General features: G+C 69.1%; 14 protein-coding genes. 3 read left to right on the top strand and 11 right to left on the bottom strand.

Annotated features, from left to right (window positions below; all coding sequences use genetic code 11):
• Window positions 1-187: 187 nt before the first annotated feature.
• The 11 genes from sugE to WT97_RS24310 form a co-directional block, all read right to left on the bottom strand.
• Window positions 188-508 carry a quaternary ammonium compound efflux SMR transporter SugE gene (gene sugE / locus WT97_RS24365; protein ID WP_034208737.1) on the bottom strand — a complete coding sequence of 107 codons (321 nt, stop codon included), beginning with the start codon at window positions 506-508 and terminating at the stop codon, window positions 188-190.
• 153 nt (window positions 509-661) lie between these two features.
• Window positions 662-931 carry a DUF333 domain-containing protein gene (locus WT97_RS24360; protein ID WP_082751478.1) on the bottom strand — a complete coding sequence of 90 codons (270 nt, stop codon included), beginning with the start codon at window positions 929-931 and terminating at the stop codon, window positions 662-664.
• Window positions 932-1,091: 160 nt separating this feature from the next.
• Window positions 1,092-1,790 (bottom strand): two-component system response regulator KdpE, encoded by a 699-nt coding sequence (gene kdpE, locus WT97_RS24355; RefSeq protein ID WP_059499219.1) that lies wholly within the window; start codon window positions 1,788-1,790, stop codon window positions 1,092-1,094.
• Window positions 1,783-4,641, bottom strand: a complete 2,859-nt coding sequence (locus WT97_RS24350; protein WP_060354569.1) for a DUF4118 domain-containing protein — start codon at window positions 4,639-4,641, stop codon at window positions 1,783-1,785. The genes kdpE and WT97_RS24350 overlap by 8 nt, the downstream gene beginning before the upstream one ends.
• A 151-nt stretch (window positions 4,642-4,792) precedes the next feature.
• Window positions 4,793-5,374 carry a potassium-transporting ATPase subunit KdpC gene (gene kdpC / locus WT97_RS24345; RefSeq protein WP_060354568.1) on the bottom strand — a complete coding sequence of 194 codons (582 nt, stop codon included), beginning with the start codon at window positions 5,372-5,374 and terminating at the stop codon, window positions 4,793-4,795.
• A gap of 53 nt (window positions 5,375-5,427) precedes the next feature.
• A complete protein-coding gene (kdpB, locus tag WT97_RS24340; protein ID WP_060354567.1) occupies window positions 5,428-7,512 on the bottom strand; it encodes a potassium-transporting ATPase subunit KdpB in 2,085 nt (694 codons plus the stop codon).
• A gap of 54 nt (window positions 7,513-7,566) precedes the next feature.
• On the bottom strand, window positions 7,567-9,372 hold the full coding sequence (gene kdpA, locus WT97_RS24335) for a potassium-transporting ATPase subunit KdpA (protein WP_060354566.1): 1,806 nt from the start codon (window positions 9,370-9,372) through the stop codon (window positions 7,567-7,569).
• Window positions 9,369-9,461 (bottom strand): K(+)-transporting ATPase subunit F, encoded by a 93-nt coding sequence (kdpF, locus tag WT97_RS24330; protein ID WP_006752209.1) that lies wholly within the window; start codon window positions 9,459-9,461, stop codon window positions 9,369-9,371. The genes kdpA and kdpF overlap by 4 nt, the downstream gene beginning before the upstream one ends.
• Before the next feature lie 300 nt (window positions 9,462-9,761).
• Entirely contained in the window at window positions 9,762-10,736 is a 975-nt protein-coding gene (locus WT97_RS24320) for a quinone oxidoreductase (RefSeq protein WP_060354565.1), read from the bottom strand.
• Window positions 10,737-10,908: 172 nt separating this feature from the next.
• Window positions 10,909-11,301 (bottom strand): methylglyoxal synthase, encoded by a 393-nt coding sequence (locus WT97_RS24315; protein ID WP_034208002.1) that lies wholly within the window; start codon window positions 11,299-11,301, stop codon window positions 10,909-10,911.
• A gap of 65 nt (window positions 11,302-11,366) precedes the next feature.
• Complete coding sequence (locus WT97_RS24310; protein WP_059499212.1) at window positions 11,367-12,146, bottom strand: SDR family oxidoreductase; 780 nt, start codon at window positions 12,144-12,146, stop codon at window positions 11,367-11,369.
• A 209-nt stretch (window positions 12,147-12,355) separates the two neighbouring features.
• On the opposite strand from WT97_RS24310, the gene upp reads away from it, so the two are divergent.
• The 3 genes from upp (at window position 12,356) to purD (ending at window position 15,315) form a co-directional block, all read left to right on the top strand.
• Entirely contained in the window at window positions 12,356-13,006 is a 651-nt protein-coding gene (upp, locus tag WT97_RS24305; RefSeq protein ID WP_006481871.1) for a uracil phosphoribosyltransferase, read from the top strand.
• 197 nt (window positions 13,007-13,203) lie between these two features.
• Entirely contained in the window at window positions 13,204-13,932 is a 729-nt protein-coding gene (locus WT97_RS24300) for a YebC/PmpR family DNA-binding transcriptional regulator (protein ID WP_059499211.1), read from the top strand.
• 102 nt (window positions 13,933-14,034) lie between these two features.
• Complete coding sequence (gene purD, locus WT97_RS24295; protein WP_059781304.1) at window positions 14,035-15,315, top strand: phosphoribosylamine--glycine ligase; 1,281 nt, start codon at window positions 14,035-14,037, stop codon at window positions 15,313-15,315.
• Window positions 15,316-15,404 lie beyond the last annotated feature (89 nt).

Raw genomic sequence — 15,404 nt, 5'->3', positions numbered from 1 at the left:
GCACTTTCCGTGCGTTTTGCCGATTGATCGGATCGGGTCGGACAGACCGGCCGCGCGGCGCGTGGCGACCGGCACCGCGTACCGCGAGCAGCACGACGGTATTCAGGCCCGAATGCGTTCCATTATAGACAGGCCGGACGGGCGGCCGGCGCAATTCCGCGGCGGGGCCGCGCCCGGGACACCGTCGTCAGGCGGCCGACGACAGCTTCAGGCCGACCAGCCCCGCGACGATCAGCGCCGCGCTCGCGACACGCGCGACGGTCAGCGCCTCGCCCATCATCACGATGCCGAACACGAACGCGCCGACCGCGCCGATGCCCGTCCACACCGCGTACGCGGTGCCGAGCGGCAACTGGCGCATCGCGACCGCGAGCAGCCCGAAGCTGGCCAGCGCCGTCACGATCGTAAACAGCGACGGACCGAGCTTCGTGAAGCCGTCCGACGATTTCAAGCCGGCCGCCCAGGCCACTTCCAGCAAACCGGCGATCAACAACCATACCCACGCCATCTCGACGTACTCCATATCGGATGGGGCCGTCCCCGTTGAAGCGAATGACCCGGGGTCGTCCCCGGGCGGCGCCGAGTATAACAAGAGGCTGACGGACCTGCCGGCTGTGGGCCGCGGCGGCGGCCGATGCGGGGCGCGACCGGCCGGACGCAGTCAGTTCGCCACGCGCTTGGGCGCGACGCCGCCGACGCAGCGGTCGTCCCGGTACAGCGCCCACTCCTCGCACACGCGGCCATCCTTGAACATGCACATGCCGACCTGCCCGCGCGGCAGGCTGCGGATCACGTGGCGACCGCCGAGCTTCTCGCAGTTGACCGATGCGGGATTGGCCAGCGCCGCCTGCGCGGGCGGCTGCTGCCCGGGCGGCAGCGGCTGGGCGAACGCGCCGGGCGCAGCCAGCGCCAGCGCACAGCTGACGACCAGACGGACATTGCACGCTCCTCGTTTTCGTTCGGGGAACGGTCAGGATAGCGGGGATTGCGCAGCCGGTGTGCAAGGGCGGCCGCGGTCGCGAAACTGTCGCGCCGGCGCAACCCTGCCGGTGCGCGGCACCTCGGCCGCGTGCCCCGCCGCGCATCGCCCGTCACACCGCGCCGACGAGCCGATAGCCGACGCCCGTCTCGGTGACGATGTGCTCGGGCTGCGCGGGATCGGCCTCGAGCTTCTGGCGCAGGTGCGCCATGTAGATACGCAGGTAATGATGGCTCTCGACGTGCGATGGTCCCCACACGTCGCGCAGCAACTGGCGGTGCGTGAGCACGCGCCCCGCGTGACGCACGAGCGTCGCGAGCAGCCGGTACTCGAGCGGCGTCAGGTGCACGATCGCGTCATCGCGCCACACCTGGCGCAGCGCGAGATCGACGGTCACGGTGCCGAAGGCCACCTTCGGCGACGCGTTCGCGCCGCCCTGGTTGCGCCGGCGCAGTTGCGCGCGAATCCGCGCACGCAGTTCGGACACGCCGAACGGCTTGGTCAGGTAATCGTCGGCGCCCGCGTCCAGCGCCGCGACTTTCTCCTCCTCCTGCGTGCGGGCGGACAGCACGATCACCGGCACCTCGGACCAGCCGCGCAGCTCGCGGATCACGTCGAGGCCGTCGGTGTCGGGCAGGCCGAGGTCGACGATCACGAGGTCGGGCTTGCGCGTCGCCGCGTCGATCAACCCCTGCTTGCCCGTCTCGGCCTCGAACACCGCGATGCCCTCCTCCTCGAGCGCGGCGCGCACGAAGCGGCGGATCTGCTTTTCGTCCTCGATCAGGACGACGGTCAGGCTGGGTTCACTCATGGTCTGGCAATGACTCGGATGGGGGCGATGCGCCCGGCAGGTCGGATTCGTCGTCGGGCACGGCCGGCGCGGCCGGCGGCGTGTCGACCGGCAGCGTGAACCAGAAGCGCGCACCCGTCACGCGGCCGTCGGGCGCGACGCGGTTGAGCGCGCCGATTTTACCGCCGTGCGCCTCGACGATCGCGCGGCAGATCGCGAGCCCGAGCCCGATGCCGGGCGTGGCCGACTCCTTCTCGCCGCGCGTGAACTTCTCGAAGATCCGCGCCTCCATGCCGGCCGGCAAGCCGGGGCCGTGATCGTCGACGTGCACGCGCACGAACGGGTTCCCGAACGGGTTCCCGTTGTCGTCGGTCACGCGCTCCGCACCGATGTCGAGCGACGTATCGGGCGGCGTGTACTTCGCCGCGTTCTCGAACAGGTTGGTGAACAGCCGCTCCATCAGCACCGCGTCCATCTGCAGCAACGGCAGGTCGGCCGGCAGCGCGACGCGCACGGGATGACGCGCGAGCACCCGCCGGCATGCGGCGAGCGCGGCGCCGACGGTTTCCTCGAGGAGCGACCACTGGCGCTTGAGCTGCAGGCTGCCGGCCTGCAGCCGCGCCATGTCGAGCAGGTTCGTGACGATGCCCGTCATGCGCAGCGCCTCGTCGTGAATCGCGTCGACGAGTTCGCCCTCGCGCTGCGCGAGCCGCGCAGCCGCCGCGGCGTCGCCCGCCTGCGCGACCGCGCGCCCGTTCGCGAGCATCGACGAAAAGCCGACGATCGTCGTGAGCGGCGTGCGCAGGTCGTGCGAGATCGCCGACAGCAGCGAGTTGCGCAGCCGCTCGGACTCCATGTTGACGAGCGCGTCGCGCGCGATCTCGACGTAATGCACGCGCTCGAGCGCGAGCGCGATCTGCGCGGCGAATGCGTCGAGCATCCGCTGCTGCTCGGGCACCTCGAGTTCGCGCGGCTCGCGCGATGCGACCGCGAGCACGCCGCGCGTGCGCATCGGCGCCTTCAGCGGCAGGTACAGCGCGGCCGTCGCCGGCAGCGTATCGGTGCCGCGCCCGGCCGGCTTCTGCTGGTCGTACACCCACTGGCCGACGTCGCGGTCGAGCTCCGCGCCCGCCAGCGTGACGGCCGCATCGGGCTCCTCGATCTTCTGCCGTACCTGGTCCGCGCTGTCGGGCAGCAGGAACGCGACGCGCGCGCGGAACACCTCGCCCACGTGGCGGCTGCCGATCTCGACGATCTGCTCGGTCGTCAGCGCCGCGCCAAGCTCGCGCGCCATCGCGTAGATCGCACCGGTGCGTCGCTCGCGGCGCTGCGCGACGCTCGCCTGGCGCGTGAGCGTCGACGTCAGGTGGCTGATCACGAGCGAGGTCAGCAGCATCCCGAAGAAAGTCAGCAGGTATTGCGTGTCGCTGACCGAGAACGACATGCGCGGCGGCACGAAGAAGAAATCGAACGCCGCCACCGACAGGAACGACTGCAGCACGCCCGGGCCGCGCCCGAGCCGTACGGCCGAAAACACCACGCCGAGCAGGTACAGCATCACGAGATTCGTGAGGTCGAGCCGCCCGGACACGACGCTCGCGACGACGGTGATCGCCGCGCAGATCGCGGCCGCATACGCGTAATGGCGCGGCGGCGAACGATGCGTGCCGAACTGCGCGAACGCATCGCGCCAGTCGCGCGCCCGCGCGTCGAGCGGCGCGGCGCGCGCCTCGTCGCTCGCGGACGCGCGAATCAGCATCAGATCGACGTCGCCCGCGCGTTCCGCCAATTGCTCGCCGAACGGCCGCGCGAGGCGGCGCGCGAGCCCGACCTTCGGCGAGCCGCCCGCGACCAGCTTCGATACGTTGCGCACCTTCGCATAGCCGATCAGCGCGGCGACCGCGTCGGCGCCGGCGAGCGTGGCCGTCTCCGCGCCGAGCTCGGCCGCGAGCTTCAGCGCGTCGAGCGTGCGCTGCCGCCGCGCGTCGGGCAGCCGCTGCAGGCGCGGCGTCTCGACGTACACGGCGATCCAGTCGGCCTTCAGGCTCGCGGCCAGGCGCGCCGCCGCGCGCACGAGCGTCGGCGCTTCGGCGCCCGGGCCGACGCACACGAGCAGCCGCTCACGCGCCTGCCAGATGCGCTGGATCGAACGATCGGCGCGGTACTCGCGCATCTGCGCGTCGACGCGATCGGCCGTGCGCCGCAGCGCCAGCTCGCGCAGCGCGATCAGGTTGCCCTTGCGGAAGAAGTTGCGCACCGCGCGCTCGGCCTGCTGCGCGAGATAGACCTTGCCGTCGCGCATGCGCTCGAGCAACTCCTCGGCCGGCAGGTCGACGAGCGTGACTTCGTCGGCCGCGTCGAACACGCGATCGGGCACGGTCTCCCACACGCGGATGCCGGTGATCGCGCCGACCACGTCGTTCAGGCTTTCGAGGTGCTGGACGTTGACGGTCGTATACACGTCGATGCCCGCGTCGAGCAGCTCGTAGACGTCCTGCCAGCGCTTCAGGTGCCGTGCGCCCTGCACGTTCGAATGCGCGAGCTCGTCGACGAGGATCAGTTGCGGCGCACGCGCGAGCGCGCCGTCCAGATCGAATTCGGCGAACGTGCGGCCGCGATGGTCGATGCGGGCGGGCGGCAGCACGTCGAGGCCGTCGAGCAGCGCGGCGGTCTCGCCGCGGCCGTGGGTCTCGACGATGCCGACGACGACGTCGACGCCCTCCTGCCGGCGCTGCCGCGCGGCCTGCAGCATCGCGTAGGTCTTGCCGACGCCGGCGGACGCGCCGAAGAAGACCTTGAGCTGGCCGCGCCGCTGCTTTTCTTCGTCTCGCTGCAGCTTGTCGAGAAGTTGGTCGGGATCGGGACGGTTCATGCGTGAGGAAAGCGGAGCGCCCGGATGCGCGCGGGTACGAGCATTGTGGTTCCAAATCACCGCAAAAGGCAAAGACGGCGCGCGCGCCGTCGGCAAAAGCGCATCCGGCGCGGTTCAGGCGCGCCGGATGCCGGCCGCTACGCGCGATCGGTCAGTGCGCGGCCTGCGCCGCGTCGAGCGCGAGGTTCAGCTTCAGCACGTTCACGCGCGGCTCGCCGAGCACGCCGAACTGGCGGCCCGTCGTGTTCGCGGCGACGAGTCGCGCGACCGCGTCCGGCGCCAGGTTGCGCGCCTTCGCGACGCGCTCGACCTGGTACGCGGCGGCGGCCGGCGTGATCTCCGGATCGAGGCCGCTCGCCGACGCCGTCACGAGATCGACCGGCACCGGCTTCGACAGGTCGGTGCCGGCATCGCGCAGCGCGGCGAGGCGCGCCTTCACCTGATCGGCGAGCGACGGGTTCAGCGGGCCGAGGTTCGAGCCGCCGGAGCCGGCTGCGTTGTACGGCATCGGCGCGGTGGCCGACAGCCGGCCCCAGAAATACTTCGGCGCATCGAACGGCTGGCCGATCAGCGCGGAGCCGACGACCTTGCCGTCCTGCTCGATCAGGCTGCCGTTGGCCTGCGACGGGAACACGGCCTGACCGAACACGGTCATCGCGGCCGGGTAAGCGAGCCCCGTCACGGCGGTCAGGATGACGAACAGTACGACGAGCGGGCGAATCAACGATTTCATGATGGTTCCTTCGGGTGCGGCCGGCCAGGTGCGGCCGGCTAGGTGCGGCCGGCTCAGGCCCAGCCGAGCGCGGCGAGCGTCATGTCGATCAGCTTGATGAACGGGAACGGCAGCAGTACGCCGCCGAGGCCGTAGATCAGCAGGTTGCGGCGCAGCAGCGACGCGGCGCCGAGCGGCCGGTAGGTCACGCCCTTCAGCGCGAGCGGAATCAGCGCGACGATGATCAATGCGTTGAAGATCACCGCCGACAGGATCGCGGACGCCGGCGAGCTCAGGTGCATGATGTCGAGCACGCGCAGTTGCGGGTACGTCGTCACGAACGCGGCCGGAATGATCGCGAAGTACTTCGCGATGTCGTTCGCGATCGAGAACGTGGTCAGCGACCCGCGCGTCATCAGCATCTGCTTGCCGATCTCGACGATCTCGATCAGCTTCGTCGGGTTCGAGTCGAGGTCGACCATGTTGCCGGCTTCCTTCGCCGCCTGCGTGCCGGTGTTCATCGCGACCGCGACGTCCGCCTGCGCGAGCGCCGGCGCGTCGTTGGTGCCGTCGCCCGTCATCGCGACGAGGCGCCCGGCCGCCTGGTGCTCGCGGATCGTCGCGAGCTTGGTTTCCGGCGTCGCTTCCGCGAGGAAATCGTCGACGCCCGCTTCCGCCGCGATCGCCGCGGCCGTCAACCGGTTGTCGCCCGTCACCATCACGGTCTTGATGCCCATCTTGCGCAGCTCCGCGAAGCGCTCCTTGATGCCGCCCTTCACGATGTCCTTCAGCTCGATCACGCCGAGCACGCGCGCCGCCCCTTCCTGCAGGTCTGCCACGACGAGCGGCGTGCTGCCGCGGCGCGCGACGTCGTCCACCGCGCGGCGCACCTCTTCCGGAAAGCGGCTGCCGTGCGTCTCGACGTAGCGGCGAATCGCATCGGCCGCGCCCTTGCGGATTTCGCGGCCCGGCAGATCGACGCCGCTCATCCGCGTCTGCGCGGAAAAACCGAGGAACGTCGCGTGCAGTTGCGCCATGTCGCGCTGGCGAATGTCGAAGCGCGCCTTCGCGAGCACGACGATGCTGCGGCCTTCCGGCGTTTCGTCGGCGAGCGACGACAGTTGCGCGGCATCGGCCAGCGCTTCCTCGGCCACGCCGGGCGCCGGCACGAATGTCGACGCCTGGCGGTTGCCGAGCGTGATCGTGCCGGTCTTGTCGAGCAGCAGCACGTCGACGTCGCCGGCCGCCTCCACCGCGCGCCCCGACGTCGCGATCACGTTCGCCTGCATCATCCGGCTCATCCCGGCCACACCGATCGCGGACAGCAGGCCGCCGATCGTCGTCGGGATCAGGCACACGAGCAGCGCGACGAGCGCGGTGATCGTCACCACGTGGCCGGCCTTCATCGCTTCGACCGAGAACATCGAGAACGGCAGCAGCGTCGCGGTCGCGAGCAGCATCACGATCGTCAGCGCGACGAGCAGGATCGTCAGCGCGACTTCGTTCGGCGTCTTCTTGCGCTTCGCGCCTTCGACCATCGCGATCATGCGGTCGAGGAACGCCTCGCCGGGATTCGCGGTGACCTTGACGACGATCCAGTCCGACAGCACGCGCGTGCCGCCCGTCACCGACGAGAAGTCGCCGCCCGATTCGCGGATCACCGGCGCGGATTCGCCGGTGATCGCCGATTCGTCGACCGACGCGACGCCGTCGAGCACCTCGCCGTCGGCCGGGATCACGTCGCCTGTCTCGACGAGCACGACGTCGCCTTTACGCAGGTCGGACGCGGTCGTGATGCGGATCGGCGACTTCGGATGCGGCTCGTTGAGCTTCTTCGCCATCACGTCCTTCTTCGCGCTGCGCAGCGACGCGGCCTGCGCCTTCGAGCGTCCTTCCGCGAGCGCTTCGGCGAAGTTCGCGAACAGCACCGTGAACCACAGCCACAGCGCGACCGCGAGGATGAAGCCGGCGGGCGCCTCGGCCTGGCCGGCGAGCGCCGCGATCCACAGGATCGTGGTCAGGATGCTGCCGACGTACACGCAGAACATCACCGGGTTGCGCAACTGCGTGCGCGGCGTGAGTTTCTTGAACGAATCCGCGATCGCCGGGCGCAGCAGCGCCGGATCGAACATGGACCGTGTTGCGGAATGTTGAGTCATTGCGATCTCTTCAAGCTCTTCAGTCTTTTCAATGTGTCGCCATGCGGGCGCGCGTCACGCGCCCAGCCACATCATCAGGTGCTCGACACCCGGGCCCAGCGCGAGCGCCGGCACGTAGGTCAGCGCACCCACCAGCAGCACGGTGCCGAGCAGCAGCACGACGAACAGCGGGCCGTGGGTCGGCAGCGTGCCGCTCGTCACCGCGATGCGTTTCTTCGCGGCGAGCGAGCCGGCGATCGCCAGCACCGGCACGATCGTGCCGAAGCGGCCGAACCACATCGCGATCGCGGTCATCCAGTTGTAGAACGGCGTGCCGACCGTCAGGCCCGCAAACGCGCTGCCGTTGTTGTTCGCGGCCGAGCTGAACGCATAGAGGATTTCCGAGAAGCCGTGCGGGCCGGGGTTCGCGATGCCGGCCTTGCCCGCGTCCGCCAACACCGCGATCGACGTACCGACCAGCACGAGCAGCGGCGTGAGCAGCACGACGATCGACACCATCTTCATCTCGTACGACTCGATCTTCTTGCCCACGTATTCCGGCGTGCGGCCGATCATCAGGCCGGCGACGAACACCGCGAGCAGCGCGAACACGAGCATCCCGTAGAGGCCGGAGCCGACCCCGCCGTAGATCACCTCGCCGAGCTGCATCAGCAGCATCGGCACGAGGCCGCCGACCGGCGTCAGCGAATCGTGCATCGCATCGACCGCGCCGCACGACGCGGCCGTCGTCGCGACCGTGAAGATGCCGGTCTGCGCGATCCCGAAGCGCGTTTCCTTGCCTTCCATGTTGCCGCCCGGCTGCAGCGCGCTCGCCGACTGGTCGACGTGCAGCGCGGCGAGCGTCGGGTTGCCGGCCTGCTCGGCGCTCACCTCGACGCCGGTCGCGACCGCGAACGCGACCGTCATCGCCGCGAGCACCGCGATGCCCTGCCGGCGGTCGCCGATCATGCGGCCGAACACGAGGCACAGCGCGGCCGGAATGATCAGGATCGCGAAGATCTCGACGAAGTTCGAGAACGGCGTCGGGTTCTCGTACGGGTGCGCGGAGTTCGCGTTGAAGAAGCCGCCGCCGTTGGTGCCGAGCATCTTGATCGCTTCCTGCGACGCGACCGGGCCCATCGCGAGCGTCTGCTTCGTCAACGGGGTCGGCACCGTGACCGCGTTGCCCTTGTCGTCCTTCACCGGGTTGCCGTGCGCGTCGAGCTTCGGCGCCGCATAGGTGCTCGCCTGCAACACCGGCACGTCCTGGTACGCCTTCATGTTCTGCAGCACGCCCTGGCTCATCAGCAGCGCGGCGACGAGCGCCGCCATCGGCACGAGCACGTACAGCGTCACGCGCGTCAGGTCGACCCAGAAGTTGCCGATGGTCTGCGCGGTGTGGCGCGCGAAGCCGCGGATCAGCGCGATCACGACGACGATGCCGGTCGCCGCCGACAGGAAGTTCTGCACCGTCAGGCCGAGCATCTGCGTCAGGTAGCTGACGGTCTGCTCGGGCGTGTAGTCCTGCCAGTTCGTGTTGGCGACGAAGCTGACGGCCGTGTTGAACGCGCCGTCGGCCGTCATCGCGCCGAACTGCTGCGGGTTGCCGGGCAGGAAGCCCTGCAGGCGCAGCAACCCGTAGAGGAACAGCACGCCGAGCGCGTTGAACGCGATCGTCGCGACCGCGTATTGCTTCCAGTTCATCTCGGTGCCGGCGTCGACGCCGGCGACGCGGTACAGCACACGTTCGAGCGGCCCGAACACACGCACGACGCGCGCGCTGCCGTCCATCACCGCCGTCAGATAGCGCGCGACCGGCACGGCCGCCGCCAGCAGCACGACGATGAACAGCAGCGTCTGCAACAGGTTGTTCGCGTTCATTCGATGTCCTCCGCGCGCAGCAGCGCAAAGACGAGATACGCGAACAGCAGCGCGGTGGACGCGCCCGCCAGCCAAAGCATCCAGGTCATGCCCGCCCCCCGCGACCGTATTGCGCGAGCTTCTCGCAACCGGCAACCAAACCGAGGATCAGCACGGTGAAAAGCACCAGGGCGCCGATGAATACCCCATCCATTTTTTGTGTTCTCCGTCGTCGAAATCAGACGACTGGAACGTTATGGGAACGCGCGTAAAGGGCGGGTCAAAGGTATCGCGGCGGATATAAAAAACGTGTAAACGCGAGGCGGGAGAAGAACGCAGGCAGGACGGGCGGCGCCGCAGCGCCGCCCGCGAAGGCGCATGCCGGCATGGCGCCGGCACGCAAGGAACGGTCAGGGAACGAGGACCGTCGAGCCGGTGGTCTTGCGCGCTTCCAGATCCGCATGCGCGCGGCCGACTTCCGCGAGCGGATAGCGCTGGTTGATGCTCGTCTTCACCTTGCCCGACAGGATCACGTCGAACAGCTCGGCGGCCGCGGTTTCGAGATCGGCGCGCTTCGCGATGTACGAGAACAGCGTCGGCCGCGTGAAGAACAGCGAGCCGCGCGACGAAAATTCCTTCGAGTCGATCGGCGGCAGCGGGCCGGACGCGTTGCCGAAGCTGACGAAGTAGCCGAGCGGCGCGAGGCTGTCGAGCGAGCCGACATAGGTGTCCTTGCCGATCGAATCGTAGACGACCGGCACGCCCGCGCCGTGGGTGATCTCCTTCACGCGCTGCGTGAAGTTTTCGCGCGTGTAGACGATCGGGTGATCGCAGCCGTGCGCCTTCGCGAGTTCGGCCTTTTCGTCGGAGCCGACCGTGCCGATCACGGTCGCGCCGAGCGCCTTCGCCCATTGGCACACGAGCAGCCCGACGCCGCCGGCCGCCGCATGGATCAGGATCGTGTCGCCGGCCTTCACCGGGTACGTGCGACGCAGCAGATAGTGCGCGGTCAGGCCCTGCAGCATCACGGACGCCGCGTCGTCGTACCCGATACCGTCGGGCAGCTTCACGAGTTTCTCGGCCGGCAGCACGCGCTCCTGCGCGTACGCGCCCGGCGGCTGCGCGACGTAGGCGACACGATCGCCGACCTTCAGCACGCTCACGCCGTCGCCGACGGCCGTCACTTCGCCGGCCGCCTCCATCCCGAGGCCCGCCGGCAGCGGCTGCGGATACAGGCCCGTGCGGAAATACACGTCGATGTAGTTGAGCCCGACCGCGTGCTGGCGGATGCGCACCTCGCCGGCCTTCGGCGCGTCGACGTCGACATCGACCCACTTCATCACGTCCGGGCCGCCCGGCTGGTCGTATCGGATTGCTTTCGGCATCGTTTTGCTCCTCGTCTGTCTGTCGGTCAGGAAAATCCGGATCGCCGATGCGCGCGTCGCACCGATTCGTACAGGAGCCGGCAGAAGCGCATGGCGACGCACGATTCTCGCGCGTCGCGGCCCGCCGTGCATGGCCCTGCCGCCGGCAGGGACAATCGGCCGCGGTCCGCGCCTAGCAAACGTCCTGCATGTTCCGCGCCAGATCGTCGAGCAGCATCCGCGCGGTCGCGACGTTGGTCGCGACCGGCACGTCGTGTACGTCGCAGGCGCGCACGAGCGCGGTGATGTCGGGGTCGTGCGGCTGCGCGGTCATCGGATCGCGCAGGAACACGACGATGTCGACGCGGCCGTCGGCCAGTTCCGCGCCGATCTGCAGGTCGCCGCCGAGCGGCCCCGACAGCTTGCGCTCGACGTCGAGCCCGTGCGCGGCGGCGATACGGCCGCCCGTCGTGCCCGTCGCGACCAGCCGGCATTGCGCGAGCGTCTCGCGATACTGGCCCGCGAGCGCGACGATCTCGTCTTTTTTCGCGTCGTGCGCAATCAATGCGATGCGGGGTTTGCTCATCTCCGTTTCCTTCGTCGTTCGGTTGTTCGGTCGTTGTGTCGTCGTCGTGAATCGAAAAGCGCGGATCAGAACGTGCCCGGATACGCGCCGCCGTCGAGCAGCCAGTTCTGCCCGGTGATGTAGCCGGCGTGCACGCTGCACAGGAACGCGCAGGCCGCGCCGAATTCGGCGCGCGTGCCGAGGCGCCCGGCCGGGATGTCCTTCGTGCGCCGCGCGCGCATCTCGTCGACCGTCACGCCCTGCGCCTTCGCCGATGCGGCTAGCGTCGTCGCGATCCGGTCGGTGTCGAACAGCCCCGGCAGCAGGTTGTTGATCGTCACGCCCTGCCCCGCGACCTTGCGCGACAGCCCCGCGACGAAGCCGGTCAGCCCCGAGCGCGCGCCGTTCGACAGCGCCAGCACGTCGATCGGCGCCTTCACGGCCGAACTCGTGATGTTGACGATCCGGCCGAAACCGCGGCCGATCATCCCGTCGACGGTCGCCCGGATCAGCTCGATCGGCGTCAGCATGTTCGACTCGAGCGCACGGATCCAGTCGTCGTGGGAGAAATCGCGGAAATCGCCGGGCGGCGGGCCGCCGGCATTCGTCACGAGAATGTCCGGCTGCGGGCACGCGGCGAGCGCGGCCGCGCGGCCGTCCGGCGTCGTGATGTCGCAGGCGACCGCCGTGACCGACACGTTCGCGCCGGCGCGGATCTCTTCCGCGGTTTCCTCCAGCGTGTCGCGCGTGCGCGCGACGATCACGAGGTTCACGCCCTCCGCGGCCAGCGCTTCCGCGCAGCCGCGCCCGAGGCCCTTGCTGGCCGCGCACACGAGCGCGGTCTTTCCTTCGATGCCGAGATCCATCGTCGCTTCCCTGGTGGTGCGCGTGCCGGCGCGGCCCCGCGTCGCCGCCGGCGGGCAGGCGAACGGGCGTGCGCGGCACGCGGATTGTCGTGAGACGTCGATAATATCCGGATCGCGCGGCGCGCCTTGGTAAAATTGCGGCCATCGGCGACGGCCGGCCCGTGCCCGCCGCCGCCCCCGATCCCCTTTCGCCGCCAAGGCACCCCGTCATGAAACAGGACAGCCGTTTCCCGAACCTCTTCATCACCGATCACCCGCTGATCCAGCACAAGCTCACGCACATGCGCGACAAGGACACGTCCACGCGCACGTTTCGCGAGTTGCTGCGCGAGATCACGCTGCTGATGGGCTACGAGATCACCCGCAACCTGCCGATCACGACCAAGCGGGTCGAAACCCCGCTGGTGGCGGTCGACGCGCCGGTGATCGCGGGCAAGAAGCTCGCAATCGTGCCCGTGCTGCGCGCGGGCATCGGGATGTCGGACGGCCTGCTCGATCTGGTGCCGTCCGCACGCGTCGGCCACATCGGCGTGTACCGCGCCGACGACCACCGTCCGGTCGAATACCTGGTGCGCCTGCCGGATCTGGAAGACCGCATCTTCATCCTGTGCGACCCGATGGTCGCGACCGGCTATTCGGCCGTGCACGCGGTCGACGTGCTCAAGCGCCGCAACGTGCCGGCCGCGAACATCATGTTCGTCGCGCTCGTCGCCGCGCCCGAGGGCGTGCAGGTGTTCCAGGACGCGCACCCCGACGTGAAGCTGTTCGTCGCGTCGCTCGATTCGCACCTGAACGAGCACGCGTACATCGTGCCGGGCCTGGGCGACGCCGGCGACCGCCTGTTCGGCACCAAGAACTGACCGAAACGAGCGGCCGCAACGGCCGCCCTGGTCGTTCGGCCATGCGCGGCGGCCCCGAACCGGCGGTCGCCGCGTGATAAAATCACGATCCACTCGACACGCGCGGCCCCGCGGCTTCATGCCCGCCGACACGGCCGCCGATTCAACGACACATTGCAACAATCGCCCGCGCTGCGCGCCCGGGCACGGAGAAAGGTATGGCTGGTCATTCGAAATGGGCCAACATCAAGCATAAGAAAGCTGCGGCCGACGCGAAGCGCGGCAAGATCTGGACCCGCCTGATCAAGGAAATCCAGGTCGCGGCGCGCCTCGGCGGCGGCGACGTCAACTCGAACCCGCGCCTGCGTCTCGCGGTCGACAAGGCCGCCGACGCGAACATGCCGAAGGACAACGTCAAGCGCGCGATCGACCGCGGCGTCGGCGGCGCGGACGGCGCGAACTACGAAGAGATCCGTTACGAAGGCTACGGCATCAGCGGCGCGGCGATCATCGTCGACACGCTGACCGACAATCGCACCCGCACGGTCGCGGAAGTCCGTCACGCGTTCTCGAAGTTCGGCGGCAACATGGGCACCGACGGCTCGGTCGCGTTCATGTTCGATCACGTCGGCCAGTTCCTGTTCGCGCCCGGCACGTCGGAAGACGCGCTGATGGAAGCCGCGCTCGAAGCCGGCGCGAACGACGTGAACACGAACGACGACGGCTCGATCGAAGTGCTGTGCGACTGGCAGGCGTTCTCGGCGGTGAAGGATGCGCTCGAAGCCGCAGGCTTCAAGGCCGAACTCGCCGAAGTGACGATGAAGCCGCAGAACGAAGTCGAATTCGCCGGCGACGATGCGGTAAAGATGCAAAAGCTCCTGGACGCGCTCGAGAACCTCGACGACGTGCAGGACGTGTATACGAACGCCGTCATCGTCGAGGAATGAAATGCCGGCCGCCGCACCTGTCGCGGCGGCGGCCCGACCGATTCCGCGGCCGGCGCGCCTGAGCGTGCCGGCCGCCCTGTTTTCTAGTCTGCGGGGAATCCCATGAAACTACTCGTCGTCGGTTCCGGCGGCCGCGAACATGCGCTGGCGTGGAAGCTCGCGCAGTCGCCGCGCGTCCAGATGGTCTACGTCGCGCCCGGCAATGGCGGCACGGCGCAGGACGAGCGTCTGAAGAACGTCGATATCACGTCGCTCGACGAACTCGCCGATTTCGCGGAACGCGAAGGCGTCGCGTTCACGCTCGTCGGGCCGGAAGCCCCGCTCGCGGCCGGCATCGTCAACCTGTTCCGCGCACGCGGCCTGAAGGTATTCGGCCCGACCCGCGAAGCCGCGCAGCTCGAAAGCTCGAAGGATTTCGCGAAGGCGTTCATGAAGCGCCACGGCATCCCGACCGCCGATTACGAAACCTTCGCCGACGCGGCGGCTGCCCACGCGTACATCGACGCGAAGGGTGCGCCGATCGTCGTGAAGGCCGACGGCCTCGCGGCCGGCAAGGGCGTCGTCGTCGCGATGACGCTCGAAGAGGCGCACGCCGCCGTCGACATGATGCTGTCGGGCAACAAGCTGGGAGACGCCGGCGCGCGCGTCGTGATCGAGGAATTCCTCGACGGCGAGGAAGCGAGCTTCATCGTGATGGTCGACGGCAAGCACGCGCTGGCGCTGGCATCCAGCCAGGACCACAAGCGCCTGCTCGACGAGGATCGCGGCCCGAACACCGGCGGCATGGGCGCGTATTCGCCCGCGCCGATCGTCACGCCGCAGATGCACGCACGCGTGATGCGCGAAATCATCATGCCGACCGTGCGCGGGATGGAGAAGGACGGCATCCGCTTCACCGGCTTCCTGTATGCGGGCCTCATGATCGACAAGGACGGCAATCCGCGTACCCTCGAGTTCAACTGCCGGATGGGCGACCCGGAAACGCAGCCGATCATGGCGCGCCTGAAGAGCGATTTCTCGAAGGTCGTCGAACAGGCGATCGCGGGCACGCTCGACACGGTCGAGCTCGACTGGGATCGCCGCACCGCGCTCGGCGTCGTGTTGGCCGCGCACGGTTACCCGGACGCGCCGCGCAAGGGCGACCGCATCAACGGGATCCCGGCCGAGACCGAACAAGCGGTGACGTTCCATGCAGGCACGACGCTCGCCGACGGCGACAAGCTCGTGACGTCCGGCGGCCGCGTGCTGTGCGTGGTCGGCCTCGCCGATTCGGTGCGCGAAGCGCAGCAGCATGCGTACGACACGATCAACCAGATCAATTTCGAAGGCATGCAGTACCGCCGCGACATCGGCTTTCGCGCGCTCAACCGCAAGAGCGCGTGACGTCGCCATCGCCGCCCCGCGCCCTCGCGGCGGCGGCCCGTCTGCCGGGGTTCGATAGAATGCCCGGCAGACGCTTTTTTTACGGCCCT

Origin of the sequence: Burkholderia sp. MSMB1459WGS (genome assembly GCF_001534535.1) — a bacterium.
Lineage (GTDB): Bacteria > Pseudomonadota > Gammaproteobacteria > Burkholderiales > Burkholderiaceae > Burkholderia.
Note: the sequence above shows the minus strand (reverse complement) of the source record. Positions and strands in the feature narration are given on the sequence as shown.

What these genes read in the sequence shown, in the direction of transcription:
- sugE (WP_034208737.1), bottom strand. Translation starts at nt 508, where the DNA reads ATGGCGTGGGTATGGTTGTTGATCGCCGGTTTGCTGGAAGTGGCCTGG.
- kdpE (WP_059499219.1), bottom strand. Translation starts at nt 1,790, where the DNA reads ATGAGTGAACCCAGCCTGACCGTCGTCCTGATCGAGGACGAAAAGCAG.
- WT97_RS24350 (WP_060354569.1), bottom strand. Translation starts at nt 4,641, where the DNA reads ATGAACCGTCCCGATCCCGACCAACTTCTCGACAAGCTGCAGCGAGAC.
- kdpC (WP_060354568.1), bottom strand. Translation starts at nt 5,374, where the DNA reads ATGAAATCGTTGATTCGCCCGCTCGTCGTACTGTTCGTCATCCTGACC.
- kdpB (WP_060354567.1), bottom strand. Translation starts at nt 7,512, where the DNA reads ATGACTCAACATTCCGCAACACGGTCCATGTTCGATCCGGCGCTGCTG.
- kdpA (WP_060354566.1), bottom strand. Translation starts at nt 9,372, where the DNA reads ATGAACGCGAACAACCTGTTGCAGACGCTGCTGTTCATCGTCGTGCTG.
- kdpF (WP_006752209.1), bottom strand. Translation starts at nt 9,461, where the DNA reads ATGACCTGGATGCTTTGGCTGGCGGGCGCGTCCACCGCGCTGCTGTTC.
- WT97_RS24320 (WP_060354565.1), bottom strand. Translation starts at nt 10,736, where the DNA reads ATGCCGAAAGCAATCCGATACGACCAGCCGGGCGGCCCGGACGTGATG.
- WT97_RS24315 (WP_034208002.1), bottom strand. Translation starts at nt 11,301, where the DNA reads ATGAGCAAACCCCGCATCGCATTGATTGCGCACGACGCGAAAAAAGAC.
- WT97_RS24310 (WP_059499212.1), bottom strand. Translation starts at nt 12,146, where the DNA reads ATGGATCTCGGCATCGAAGGAAAGACCGCGCTCGTGTGCGCGGCCAGC.
- upp (WP_006481871.1), top strand. Translation starts at nt 12,356, where the DNA reads ATGAAACAGGACAGCCGTTTCCCGAACCTCTTCATCACCGATCACCCG.
- WT97_RS24300 (WP_059499211.1), top strand. Translation starts at nt 13,204, where the DNA reads ATGGCTGGTCATTCGAAATGGGCCAACATCAAGCATAAGAAAGCTGCG.
- purD (WP_059781304.1), top strand. Translation starts at nt 14,035, where the DNA reads ATGAAACTACTCGTCGTCGGTTCCGGCGGCCGCGAACATGCGCTGGCG.